Source organism: Bacteroides sp. PHL 2737, from assembly GCF_004115325.2.
GTDB classification, from domain to species: Bacteria; Bacteroidota; Bacteroidia; order Bacteroidales; family Bacteroidaceae; genus Bacteroides; species Bacteroides hominis.
In genome coordinates, this window is the sequence record NZ_CP040630.1 from 3,180,662 (window position 1) to 3,193,252 (window position 12,591).

The 12,591-nt window shown below is 45.8% G+C and carries 10 protein-coding genes; 2 read left to right on the forward strand and 8 right to left on the reverse strand.

The window, feature by feature from the left end:
• Positions 1-2: 2 nt before the first annotated feature.
• From DBK98_RS12920 to wecB, 5 genes are all read right to left on the reverse strand, one after another.
• Positions 3-959 (reverse strand): D-2-hydroxyacid dehydrogenase, encoded by a 957-nt coding sequence (locus DBK98_RS12920; protein ID WP_005776688.1) that lies wholly within the window; start codon positions 957-959, stop codon positions 3-5.
• An 83-nt stretch (positions 960-1,042) separates the two neighbouring features.
• Positions 1,043-2,314, reverse strand: coding sequence for a replication-associated recombination protein A (locus DBK98_RS12925; RefSeq protein ID WP_005808784.1), 1,272 nt, complete (start codon positions 2,312-2,314; stop codon positions 1,043-1,045).
• Between the two features lie 24 nt (positions 2,315-2,338).
• Complete coding sequence (locus DBK98_RS12930) at positions 2,339-4,933, reverse strand: glycoside hydrolase family 2 TIM barrel-domain containing protein (protein ID WP_032536414.1); 2,595 nt, start codon at positions 4,931-4,933, stop codon at positions 2,339-2,341.
• A gap of 39 nt (positions 4,934-4,972) precedes the next feature.
• Positions 4,973-7,534, reverse strand: a complete 2,562-nt coding sequence (locus DBK98_RS12935) for a DUF5686 and carboxypeptidase-like regulatory domain-containing protein (RefSeq protein ID WP_005808780.1) — start codon at positions 7,532-7,534, stop codon at positions 4,973-4,975.
• A 113-nt stretch (positions 7,535-7,647) separates the two neighbouring features.
• Positions 7,648-8,733, reverse strand: a complete 1,086-nt coding sequence (wecB, locus tag DBK98_RS12940) for a non-hydrolyzing UDP-N-acetylglucosamine 2-epimerase (protein WP_005776693.1) — start codon at positions 8,731-8,733, stop codon at positions 7,648-7,650.
• An 84-nt stretch (positions 8,734-8,817) separates the two neighbouring features.
• Between wecB and DBK98_RS12945 the strand changes: the two genes are divergently transcribed.
• On the forward strand, positions 8,818-9,444 hold the full coding sequence (locus tag DBK98_RS12945; RefSeq protein ID WP_005776695.1) for a trimeric intracellular cation channel family protein: 627 nt from the start codon (positions 8,818-8,820) through the stop codon (positions 9,442-9,444).
• Between the two features lie 13 nt (positions 9,445-9,457).
• On the opposite strand, the gene DBK98_RS12950 is transcribed toward DBK98_RS12945, so the two are convergent.
• The 3 genes from DBK98_RS12950 to DBK98_RS12960 form a co-directional block, all read right to left on the reverse strand.
• Positions 9,458-9,952 carry a DUF4251 domain-containing protein gene (locus DBK98_RS12950; protein ID WP_005776696.1) on the reverse strand — a complete coding sequence of 165 codons (495 nt, stop codon included), beginning with the start codon at positions 9,950-9,952 and terminating at the stop codon, positions 9,458-9,460.
• 265 nt (positions 9,953-10,217) lie between these two features.
• Complete coding sequence (locus tag DBK98_RS12955; protein ID WP_032531373.1) at positions 10,218-11,186, reverse strand: M48 family metallopeptidase; 969 nt, start codon at positions 11,184-11,186, stop codon at positions 10,218-10,220.
• Positions 11,187-11,207: 21 nt separating this feature from the next.
• Positions 11,208-11,768, reverse strand: a complete 561-nt coding sequence (locus DBK98_RS12960) for a LemA family protein (protein WP_032536413.1) — start codon at positions 11,766-11,768, stop codon at positions 11,208-11,210.
• A gap of 290 nt (positions 11,769-12,058) precedes the next feature.
• Here DBK98_RS12960 and DBK98_RS12965 point away from each other — a divergent pair, with 290 nt between their 5' ends.
• The gene (locus DBK98_RS12965) at positions 12,059-12,562 is read left to right on the forward strand and encodes an RNA polymerase sigma factor (protein WP_005776700.1); all 504 of its coding nucleotides are present in this window, start codon (positions 12,059-12,061) and stop codon (positions 12,560-12,562) included.
• Positions 12,563-12,591: the final 29 nt, after the last annotated feature.

Here is a 12,591-nt window from a genome sequence, read left to right on the forward strand (position 1 = left end):
CTTTATTTGGCTACGTTGTTTATGGGTTTTCCACCGATGTATGCTTTCAGGTTGTCAACCAGAATGGTCATCAGACGTTCACGGGCGGCGGAAGTAGCCCAGGCTATATGCGGGGTGATATAGCAATTTCTGGCAGTCAGCAATGGGTTGTCCGCACGTGGAGGCTCGGTGGAGAGTACATCCAATCCGGCAGCATAAATCTTATAATTATTCAGGGCGTCTGCCAGGTCTTGTTCATTGATCAAAGGGCCGCGACTGGTGTTGATTAAGATGGCGTTTGGTTTCATCAGTTCAAGGCGGCGGGCATTAACCAGATCACGGGTTGATTCCGTTAACGGACAATGCAGACTGACGATGTCGCATTCACGGAAAATCTGGTCGAGTTCCGCTTTTCTGATTTCGGGAGGCAACTGAAGCCGTGACTTGGAGGTATAGGCCCACACTTTCATTCCGAACCCGATTGCGATACGGGCTGTATTATATCCGGTCTGTCCCAGTCCGATAAGACCGATTTTCTTTCCTAACAGCTCTATAAGCGGGGTATCCCAGTAACAAAAATCCTGATTCCGGGTCCACTGCCCTCCACGCACTTCGTCTGCATAGTGTTGCACTCGCTGAGTGATATTCAGGATATGGGCAAAAACCATCTGTCCGACGGATGGAGTGCTGTAAGCCGGGATGTTGGTAACCACAATACCGCGTTCTTTGGCTGCCGCAATATCAATAATGTTATATCCGGTGGCTATTACGCCGATATACTTCAGGTTAGGCAAAGAGGCCATGTGCTCTGCGGTGATCACGGCTTTGTTGGTAAGGATGGCCTCGGCGTCCTTCGCATGTGTAAGCACCTCTTCGGGGGCTGTGCGATCATAGATTTCACACTCACCTAAAGTTCTCAATTCATCCCAGTTCAGATCTCCGGGGTTGGCGGCATAGCCGTCTAAAACTACTATCTTCATAAATTATTAGGTGTTAAGTATTAAGTTTGTGTACTTGAATACTGAATTAATAACTCTTTATCTAATAAAACAATTACAGATGTTTAATAGTTCTTTTCATTTCCCCAGAGTTGTTTCATTCGTTCGGCATGTTTCTGTTCAGCCGGGTTGTGTTGGGGCTGCCATATTTGCTTATTCTTGATTTCGTCTGGCAGGAATTGCTGTTTTACGAAATTACCTTCATAATTATGGGCATATTTATATTCCTGGCCATATCCTAACTGCTTCATCAGTTTGGTGGGAGCATTGCGCAGGTGCAGAGGTACCGGTAGGTTGCCGGTTTCGCGCACCAATGCCAGTGCATCGTTGATAGCATTGTAGGCTGAGTTGCTTTTAGGGCTGGTTGCCAGATAAATGGTGGTTTCCGCCAATGGGATTCTTCCTTCCGGCCAGCCTATTTTCATCAACGTGTCAAAACAGGCATTAGCCAATAGCAGTGCATTCGGATTGGCCAGGCCAATGTCTTCCGAAGCCGAGATGACCAGACGTCTGGCAATGAATGCCGGGTCTTCTCCTCCTTCTACCATACGTGCCAGCCAGTAAATGGCACCGTCGGGATCGCTGCCCCGGATCGATTTGATAAATGCCGAAATAATATCGTAATGCATCTCGCCGTCTTTATCATAAGCCAGCGGATTCTGCTGTAAGCGTTCGGTTACCAGATCGTCAGTGATAACTACGGTCTCTTCCGTTTCCGACTCTACTACGAGTTCCAGTATATTCAGCAGCTTGCGGGCATCGCCTCCCGAAAAACGAAGCATGGCACTGGTTTCTTTCAGTTCTATTTTACGTTCTTTCAGTACGGTATCGGTAGTGATGGCACGTTGAAGCAATTCAAGCAGGTCCTCTTTCTCCAGAGACTTCAGTGTATAGAGCTGGCAACGGGAGAGGAGTGGACGGATTACCTCAAAAGACGGGTTCTCCGTGGTGGCACCTATCAGAGTAACTGTCCCGTGTTCGACAGCTCCCAGCAACGAGTCCTGCTGAGATTTGCTGAATCGGTGTATTTCGTCGATAAACAAGATGGGACTGGACTGAGTGAAGAATTTGTTGCTTTTGGCGCGATCTATCACTTCGCGCACGTCTTTCACGCCCGATGTTACGGCACTCAGTGTATAAAAAGGGGTTTCCAGCTTATTGGCTATTATCTGGGCCAGTGTTGTTTTACCGACTCCCGGAGGCCCCCACAGGATAAATGAAGAGATACGTCCTGCATCAATCATCTTGCGCAAGATAGCACCCGGTCCCACAAGGTGTTTCTGACCGATATAATCATCTAATGTCTTTGGCCGTAGCCTTTCCGCTAATGGTTGCATATCTATTTGTAATGAATCTGTTTATTAGTCGATCACCGTCCCCATCACCTGTACATCTGTGATAGCGGCTTTTTCTCCGATGAAACTGATACGTATGAAACGTCCCTGTATACCCGGAACAACCTGGATCATCCGAATGTTCTCGTTTTGTTTATAGTTGGTCTGATCCGGAATAAGTGTCCAGTGTTCTCTATCCATCGATGCCTCCACTTTGTATTGGTAATGGTCCGTATCCGGAAATGCGATTCGGATGTGGCGTATGGACAAACCTTTCTCTGTGTCCAATGTCCAGGAGCGTTCCGGGTCGTTGCCGGCAGCTTGCCAATAGGTGGCTCCATCTCCATCGGCAGCAAATGCGGACGAGTGTCCGTCGGCCGATGAACTGCAGAAGGTCGGATTATTGGGCCCGAAGGTTTGCAGGTTATCTGTTTTATCCTGAACCTCAAAACGTGTATAAGGTCGGTCTTTCACTTTGAAGGCTTCGGTATAGGGAGTGCTTCCGATGAACCGGAGCGTGATCTCGGCAGGCTCGAGCCCCGGCGAGGTAGCCCGTATCACGGTTTCTCCGGCATAGTACGACCGGAATTCAATCGCGGCTTTCCCATCGAGAATACGGATATCACTCTCTTTTTCAAATAGGATCGAGGTACCGGTAGGAAACTCTCCCGGACCGGATATGATGTTGAGGCTGACTGCCGGAGAATTGTTGACCGGTTTACCGTCTGCATCCAGAATGGTTACCGACAACATAACGTCATCTGTCCCGTCTGTCTTTATCTGGTTCGTTTGATCGGCTGTCAGGGCAATGCGTGCAGGTGTTCCTGCCTCTGGCCACTTCGGCGGAGCAATCCCTTTGTAGGCATTGCGGTACCAATACCAGGCACGTTTGGGAATCCGGAAATAATCGATAATTCCCATTTTCCCAAGAGCACTTCCGGCTATACTCCCGTGGTCGAATGCGCACCAGATGGCTTGTCCGCTACGCCAGGCAAAGCCATTTTGCGCATTATTCTTTGCCAAGTCTCCCCAGCCCGGATCGTACTCTCCCGGACGGTCGGCTGTCGTGCTGCCATACTCTGAAACTACCGTCGGTATGCCCGGTTGCTGAAACTCGGGGATGTAGCTACCGTCACCGTTATATCCGGCTATATCACCCAACTTGTCAATTCGTTTCTCTCCCAACGGACGTTGAGCACCGCCAATGGCCGCCGGACGGGTTGGATCGAGTTGCTTGGAGAGTTTGACGGTTTCTGACAGTAACTTGCGCATCGGGTCGATCGTTTCGGGTGCGGTAAAGAACGGTTCGTTACTCATACTCCATACAACAATAGAAGGATGGTTGCGGTGGATGCGGATCAATTCTTTCAGTTGGGCTTTTACACTGCTCTCAAATCCTGCCCTGTCTGCTTCATTTACGGGATATGCACTTGCGTTCCAGTAGCCATCTCCTTTGTGACCTCCGATTCCCCAAAATGCATTCTCTGCCCAGAATAGCATACCTATTTCATCGCATGCTTGTGAGAAAGCCGGTGAATGGGGGTAATGCGAACCTCGTATCAGGTTGAAGCCGGCTTCTTTTACCAGACGGATATCTCTTCGCATACCGGTTTCGGTCACGGCATCTCCCCATCCGGCATGATCCTGATGAACATTGGCTCCCTTAAAATAATAATGTTCCCCGTTCAGGAAGAATCCCCGGTCCGGTGTCCATTCAAACCAGCGGAATCCGAAAGACGTTTCATAGCGGTCTATCAATTTTTCTCCGTGGTAAAGCGAGCTGACCACTTTGTAAAGTGCAGGATGATCGGGATGCCACAGTTCCGGTGCTTGAATCTCGCGGGTTTGCTGCTCAAATGTGTAGGTTGCGTTGTCCGGCAATGATTGTGATGTAGAAACAGAAGCCGCTTCTTTGCCTCGGGGATCGATAACAGTGGTCAGAAGTCGGTAAGTTTCTGTTTTTCCGGAACGATTGCATACATCTGTCCGTATGTGGACGCTCCCTGACTTTCCCTTTTTTTCTCCTAAGTCCGGTGTGGTGACCAATGTGCCATACCAATCGATATAGGTCGGTTCTTTGATCACTAAGCGTACGTTCCTGTAAATGCCTCCGCTGAATACATGTTCGCCTGCACGTGGAGCGAGGTCAGGTCGCCAGCAGTTGTTAACCCGAACCGCTATCTGGTTTTTTCCTTCTTTCAGATAGTTCGATATATCAATGGAAAATCCGGTATATCCTCCTTGGTGGGTTCCTGCCCGATGTCCGTTCACAAAAACTTCTGCTTCCTGAAATACACCGTCGAATTCAAGAAAGCTCCTTTTGCCAAGCACTTCTTTCTTTATCGGAAAGGCTTTACGGTACCATCCGTAACCTACATAAAAATCTTTCGACATGAAGTATGGAGTACTGAAAGAGTGGGGAAGTCCCGTCCTTTCCCAGTCGGAATCGTCAAAATCCGGTCGGGAAGCACTCTTGAAGTCTCCCCGGCAATATTTCCATTCTCGGTTGAAGTTGATGGTTTGTCGTGGGGAATCCGCCCGGCAAACATGGATTGCACTGCTTAACATAAGAAAAACCAACCATAGCTTCATGCCATTGCAGGTGTGTACTGTGAAATTCATCGTATTGAGGTTTTATAGTGTGAATGATAGATAGGCGGATCAGAATACTACCTGAATCATAAACCGGATACCTTGTTTGTTGATTCCCGGGTGGTTCAGGTAAGTCAGACGGCGTACGTATTCGATATGCAACAATTTAAAGATGTTGTAAATACCCACACTGGCTTCCAGGTAAGGTACTTTCGGATCCATCACATAGCTGGTGTAGCTGCCGTCCCGTTGCGGGAAATCAAACAGTTCCGGATTATTGCTCTTAAACGGGTTATTCTTATCCGTCAGGTTGCCGTATAGAGCGCGGAAACGGAATACTTCTCTCCACTTCAGTTTCTTAATCAGCGGGATGCGGTTGAAAAGTTTACCATTCATGTCATATGTGAGTGCCAGCGATGCATAACGGTCGTTGAGGAACTCCATATTATTGATCAGGTTGAACGTTTCTTTCTGTGTGATATACGATAGGTTGGCGGCTGGCAAAATAAGTAATGGGAACGGAACGGTATTCCATTGTGCACCTCCTTTTAAGGTAACATCTACTTTACCCCAGGACGAGAGCCAGAAGCGCTTCCAGATACTTGCCTCCGTCAGGTTGAAATTATATTCTCCTCCTAAAACACCTTTAAATCCGGTAGTGTGGGAGAGGGTGAAGATGGGAGCATCCAGCGATACCGGACGACGGCGTTGCTTTGTATTGACGAAGGTCTCGCCCGGCGCATAACGTAAGGTCAGCCCCAATTCGGCGGTAGTTATATCGGGTACGATGGTTTTGGCAGCATCATTACGGATGTATTGCAACTTGCCTGCCGGAGTATCTTCCCGGTGTCGCGCCATGGCCGCAACCGAGAAACCCGATAAAGTTTCCATTTCATATCTCAGTGTGGCGTCCCGTACGTATGACATCTGGTCGACGGTTGTGGTTTTCCACGCTACGAATACGTTATCCTTATCCGTGTCGAGGAATTTATCCATTGGCGACATGACGTCGTAGCGGTAGGAGGCCGAGATGTAATGCTTCGGGAATTCCCAGGGGAAGAATTCGCATTTGCGGAAAGAGTAGGTCACATTACCTTCATATTTCCATTTTTTATCTTTGAGTCCGTACGCTCCGTATCCATTGAAGAACCAGTGGGGATTCAGCTTGGCGGTAGTCATACCGCTGAGACGGAAACGGGTACCATCCACATAATTGCTCGATATCATGGTGTTGATCGGTCCGAAGTCAAACTTACTCGGATGTTCTTTGGTCCCGGTTTCCACATAGTTTTCTATCAACGCTTTTGCTCCGAATATCACATATTTGAATCCGGGTATTTGTTCCAGCCGGTTCATGAAAAGATCCATGCTGCTCTCGGTCTTTGTTAGAGGCACCTGGCGTACTCCGGCCCAATATTCGTCACTTTTGGTCAGCATGTCCGCCTCTTTGATCACACTTCCTTTCAAACGGAAAAGTCGTGGCTCGATGGGGTCGAAGACATAATTGCTATATTTGGTTGTTCGTTTTACCTGGATGCCCTGAATAGCTTTCATGACTAAAAGGTCCACAGTCATATCGTCGTCTGTCAGCACCCAGTTGCCATTGGGAAGCTGTTCATATTGTTGTACGACGTCCAGATTTTCTACAAAGTTTACTCCTGTCTTTTTAGGCAGATTCATGGTGCACTTTTTCACTGCATAGGTAGAGTCGTCCAGTACATACAGGTGTCCGGTGAATCCGAAGTCCTGAGAGTTCTGTGGGACGAAGGTGAGATGCACGCATTTATCTTTATCCACCATCACAGTGTCCATCAGGTAGAATTTATAGAAAGAGATGGCTCCGCTTCCGATTGGACTTACGAAACGGCGTTGCAACAGGCGGATATCATCATCATAGATATTGATATCGGCAAATACATCATTGAGGATGGTACCCAGCATATCACCTGTTGAGAAGAATTCTTCCACGCCATTGGAGTTCATACCTTCGATTATGGTCTTTTTGCTTTCCGGGTCCTTCCGGTAAATGGTTTTGGAAGACGTTTCCTGCACCGAGATAGGCAGAATCAGTTTGTTGGTTTCAGGCGAAACCTCAACCTGGTCTTTGAGGAAAGAAAACTTTTTATAGATTCCTTTTTCAAGGCTTTCGGGTGTCACGTCATTGAGTGACATCTTCATCTTCTGATACTTGTTGTACTGATAATAGTCGTTGGTTTCCAGCTTCTGAGCTTTCTTGTGGTCGATGACCTTTCGCATGAACTCCACAGCGGGATTGTTTTTCCGGGAATACTTTTCTTTTTTAGGTTTTATCACCACCTCGTCCAGCATGACATCATCTGGTGAGAGCACCACATTCAGTTCTTTGGCACCTGCCGGAATTTTCACTTTCTTGGTGATATACCCCACTGCAGAGAAGGTCAGTTCGTTCCAACCTTTGCGGGTTTCTACCTGATATTCTCCGTTAGCATTGGATATACCGCCTACGCCTTTTCCTTCATAGAAAACGGAAATGTACATTAGCGGCTCATGTGAAATAGAATCAGTGATTACTCCCTTCAACTGTGCAAAAGCCTGTGGTGCAGAGAGGATAAGGAAGACTACTATTAATAGTTTAGAATATTGTTGTTTCATACACACTTCATCTCATCGTGAGACTGCAAAGGTAATAAATTCCTTTTGATTGAACGGACTATATAACCTTTTTTGTGTATCTTTTGAGTCCTGTAAGGAGGGGGAATCCGGCATTATTCCCCCAATAATATTTGTACAATTCGTTCTGCGGTCCGTCCGTCCCAGCGTTCGGGCAGGGTGCCTTGTTTCCATTCTCCGTTCATCAGTTTATCCATACTGGCAGCCAATGCTGCCGGATCTTCACCAACCAGTTCGTTGGTGCCTGTGCGCCAGGTTTCCGGATGCTCGGCATAGGTGTTGAGGGTGATGCAGGGAATTCCCAGGAAGGTCGCTTCTTCCGCCACATTGCCTGAATCTGTTATAATGGCTTTTGCCTGGTTCATCAGATACCCGAAAGAGAGATAGCTTTGTGTGGGCATGATGTGCAGGTTAGGAGCTGTGATATCGAGAGTTTTGATCGCATTGCGTACATAAGTGTGCAGTGGTGCCACAATCGGCATGCCGTTTGCCTTTTCAAGTAAGGTCTCTATCAATTTCCGCAGATTTTCTTTGTTGTTCAGCAGCACATGGCGGTTGAGGGTCAGCAGGATGTACTCATGCTCTTTCAGTCCCAGGACAGAGAACCATATTGGCTTTATCAGGCGGTTGCGGTTATACCGTATTGTATCGATCAGGATGTTGCCTACATAGTAGACTGTTTCATTTTCTGTTCCTGTCTGATTCAGGTTACGATTGGCCACCATGCCGGCTGTGAACAGATAGTCGGAAAGTCCGTCTGTTATCATACGATTGACTTCTTTGGGCATGGACATATCGAACGAACGGGTGCCGGCTACGAGATGTGCCACTTTTATATTTTGTTTTTTGGCTACGATCGCACAACTCATAGTTGCAGTGAGGTCATCGACTACCAGAACTACGTGCGTAGGGTTTTCCGTCAGTTCACGTTCGAAGGCGATCATTATTCCCGCAGTAAGTTCTGTAGGGTTATTGCCGTTTACGCCCAGATAGGCATCGGGAGCTTTCATATGCAGATCTGCAAATAAGGATGCATCCAGACTGGTGTCATTCTCTATCCCTGTGTAAACCAGGCGATAAGAAATGCGTTTACCTTGTGCCTTAGCGGCATCGATAGCCCGGGTGATAGGGGCGATTTTCATAAAGTTAGGGCGAGCCCCGGCAACAATCGTTATCTTCATCTTCGTATTCTTACAATTTTCAAGGAACAAATGTACACTTTCTTGCGGAATTATTTGTTTCTTTGCACACAAAAAACTTGATATATGCCAACAATCTTTCAGATTCCGACCTTTATCCAGATTCTGGAGTTTATCGGGACATTTGCTTTTGCCATTAGTGGCATTCGTCTTGCATCTGCCAAACAGTTTGACTGGTTTGGTGCTTATGTAGCCGGTGTGGCTGTTGCCATTGGCGGTGGTACTATACGTGACGTATTGCTGGACGTTACTCCGTTCTGGATGACGAATCCCATTTATCTTATCTGTTCGGCGCTGGCCCTTCTGTGGGTTATCTTTTTCCGGAAGCATCTGATTCATATGCACAACACGTTTTTTATCTTCGATAGCATTGGGCTTGCATTATTTACGGTAGTTGGTATCAGCAAAACGATCGATTTGGGCTATGCCTTTTGGGTGGCCATCATTATGGGCACAATGACCGGAGCGGCCGGTGGCGTAATCCGCGATGTGTTTATCAACGAGATTCCGTTGATTTTCCGTAAAGAGATTTATGCCATGGCATGCGTTATTGGCGGAGTCATTTATTGGGGACTCGACCGTCTGGGTGTTGATGCTGCTTTAACACAGGTCATCAGTGGCTGTTGCATTTTTGTGGTACGCGCATTGGCTGTGAAATATCAGATCTGTTTGCCTATCCTGAAAGGGGAGTAGACTTATACTAATTTTAGTCCGGCAGTATCAGATCACCGGAGAAGCTGATTGATTCACGATTCTGCATATCGACATCTATGCTGGACGAACCATTAGAATAGATAGTGATTCTAAACTTGAACTGATCTTCGGAGTTTCTGGCGGTGAAGTTTATCTTTGCTGCTCCGCGTTTGCCCATGACCATATTATATTTGTCAATCGGAGCCTTGAACATCAGTCCTTGCCCTCCTCCATAGGGAATAGAATAAGCACGCCCGAAATAGGGTAGTTGTGAAAAGACCGAATCGTTTCGAACTACCACAGAATAAACTGAGGTCAGTGGAATCATATGCCCTCGGCGTGGGTATGCTGTAGATACGTCAATCCGGTAGTTTTCCGATTCGATCAGCTCTTTTACTGTTTGCTCTTTTTGCTCTTTCTTTTCTTTCCGGCTTTGGGCTTGAAGCGGGCAAACTCCTGTTCCGATGATGAGCAACATCAGAAGGATGATACATTTGCTTGTTTTCATATCAATGATTGTTTTTCGGATGTTTACATAAAGATAACGGTCGGAAGAGATAAAATGTATAAAGCAGACAAATGATTTAATATTATTTCGTGTTTACCGGATGGGATTTCACAAAGAATAAAAAAGGAGGGCATGTCAAAACTTACCACAGATTGCACTGATTAACACAGAATGAATTTTAAATCGTCGTTTACATAATGCTTAATCTGTATAACCTGTGGCGAAGAAGACTTTTGGGTCTATATGGGGGTGGAGGATATTTCTGTTAGAACTGTTCCAGAATGGCAATTCGTTTTTCGATTGGCGGATGGGTGGCGAAGAGCCCGCTTAGCCCGCTCAATGCGCTTTTAGCCTGTTTGCCAGGATGTTGTATGAATAACTGCGCTACATCTTCGCGCTCCACAGCTTCTATATCGGGATCTGCAGATATCTTTCTTAAAGCACTGGCCAGAGCCAATGGGTTCTTTGTCATTTCTGCTGCTCCTGCATCGGCCATGTATTCACGTTTGCGGGAGATGGCAAAGCGCATCAGCGTGGCAAAGAAATAGCCGATGGCGGCTACAATCATGGCTAAAACCAAGATGAGGATGGCACCATTGTTTTTATCATTCCGGCTGCGTGTCCACGAAGAGTAATAAACGGAGCGCAGTGCTATTTGTGCCAACATCGAAAAGATGCCTACGAATACAATGGAGATAATCAGCAGTCGGACATCGTGATTACGGATATGTGTCAACTCGTGTGCAATGACCCCTTCGAGTTCTTCGTCATTGAGTTTCTCGATGATTCCTTTTGATAAGGTGACCGTATAAGTACGTTCGTTAATTCCGCTGGCATACGCATTGAGTGAATTGTCATCGATTATGTTGATTTTAGGCATTTTCATCCCTTGCGACATACAGAGATTCTCCACTAAATTGTAGATGCGTTTATTTTCTTTACGTTCCAATGGTCGTGCCCCTGTAGCTGCTTTGATAATACTGGAATTGGCAAAGTAGGCAATAATAAACCAGACCAGAACGCCTCCTATAATATAAGGAATCAGATTAATAAACATTTGATTGGTCATTGCCAATGTGTCGTATTGCCCGTAATCATCTGTCACGGTAAAAGTGATGAGCAGGTAGCTGAACAAATAAGTCAGTACTGCCACCAGGCAAGGGAAAAGGAACAGTAAGATGCCGGAACGTAGGTTATTCCGGCTCTGTTGTGTCTGTATTCCGACGTATTGCATGTGTATATACTTTCCTGGGGATTAGAATTTGATTTTCGGGGCTTCTTCCAGATTGGCACGTTGTTCAGTACCCAAATCGAACATCATTTCTTTATGAAAGCCGAACATGTTGGCTATCAAGTTGGAAGGGAATGTCTGTACTGCATTGTTCAGTTCTTTGGTAGCTGAATTAAAGTAGCGGCGTACTGCAGCCAGTTTGTTTTCTACGTCCGAAATCTCTTCCTGCAACTGGAGGAAGTTTTGGTTGGCCTTTAAATCGGGGTAAGCTTCCAAGGTGATTTTCAATCCCGCGAGGGCGGAACTAAGTTGATTTTCTGCTGTAATCTTTTCATCGATTGTTCGGGCACTGACAGCTCCGTTGCGAGCCTGAATGACGCGTTCAAGTGTGTCCTTTTCGTGAGCTGCATATCCTTTTACTGTATCTACCAATTGTGGGATAAGGTCGTGACGTTGCTTTAACTGTACATCGATGTCGGCAAATGCATTTTCACGGTTGTTTCTCAGTTTTACCAGCGAGTTGTACATGGAAGCAATGATAATGGCGAGGATGACTACAATCCCGAAAATGATAAGTAAGTTCATAATTCTTTTGATTCTTAACGTTGTTAAACTTGATCCAAAGGTATGTGATTCAGTCTCTATTTACAAAAAGCGCATAATAAAAAACATTAATTATCAAACAAACCTCTCGAAGTGTATTGAAACTTTCCTGAAATAACACCCAAAAACTGTCAAATAGCACCCAAAAACTATCATTTGATAGTTTTTACCCCAAAGATTGGTGAAATTTACCCTACTGAAATCTAAAATAAGCCTTAAACTTGCATCATCGAGAAAGAAACGAAATATTAACCGCTTAAAAACCGCAACGTATGAAAAGTTTAAGTTTTAGAAAAGACCTGATAGGAGTACAAGAAGAGTTACTCCGTTTTGCTTATAAACTCACAGCCAATCGCGAAGAAGCCAATGACCTGTTACAAGAAACTTCATTGAAAGCATTAGATAATGAAGATAAATTTATGCCGGATACTAATTTTAAAGGCTGGATGTATACAATCATGCGCAACATCTTTATTAATAATTACCGCAAAGTTGTGCGTGACCAAACTTATGTAGACCAAACCGACAACCTCTTCCATCTGAATCTCCCGCAAGACTCCGGATTTGAAAGTACCGAAGGAGCCTATGACTTGAAAGAAATGCACCGTGTAGTAAATGCGTTGCCTAAAGAATATAAAGTACCGTTTTCAATGCATGTTTCCGGATTTAAATATCGTGAAATAGCTGAAAAATTAGAATTGCCACTCGGTACGGTTAAGAGCCGGATCTTTTTTACCCGGCAGAGACTGCAACAGGAATTGAAGGACTTCGTTTAATTAAGGTGATACTGATTATAATTAGAAAG

Bases quoted from the DNA above. Each gene is read 5' to 3' on its own strand.
- DBK98_RS12920 (WP_005776688.1), bottom strand. From the start codon at position 959: ATGAAGATAGTAGTTTTAGACGGCTATGCCGCCAACCCCGGAGATCTG.
- DBK98_RS12925 (WP_005808784.1), bottom strand. From the start codon at position 2,314: ATGCAACCATTAGCGGAAAGGCTACGGCCAAAGACATTAGATGATTAT.
- DBK98_RS12930 (WP_032536414.1), bottom strand. From the start codon at position 4,933: ATGAATTTCACAGTACACACCTGCAATGGCATGAAGCTATGGTTGGTT.
- DBK98_RS12935 (WP_005808780.1), bottom strand. From the start codon at position 7,534: ATGAAACAACAATATTCTAAACTATTAATAGTAGTCTTCCTTATCCTC.
- wecB (WP_005776693.1), bottom strand. From the start codon at position 8,733: ATGAAGATAACGATTGTTGCCGGGGCTCGCCCTAACTTTATGAAAATC.
- DBK98_RS12945 (WP_005776695.1), top strand. From the start codon at position 8,818: ATGCCAACAATCTTTCAGATTCCGACCTTTATCCAGATTCTGGAGTTT.
- DBK98_RS12950 (WP_005776696.1), bottom strand. From the start codon at position 9,952: ATGAAAACAAGCAAATGTATCATCCTTCTGATGTTGCTCATCATCGGA.
- DBK98_RS12955 (WP_032531373.1), bottom strand. From the start codon at position 11,186: ATGCAATACGTCGGAATACAGACACAACAGAGCCGGAATAACCTACGT.
- DBK98_RS12960 (WP_032536413.1), bottom strand. From the start codon at position 11,768: ATGAACTTACTTATCATTTTCGGGATTGTAGTCATCCTCGCCATTATC.
- DBK98_RS12965 (WP_005776700.1), top strand. From the start codon at position 12,059: ATGAAAAGTTTAAGTTTTAGAAAAGACCTGATAGGAGTACAAGAAGAG.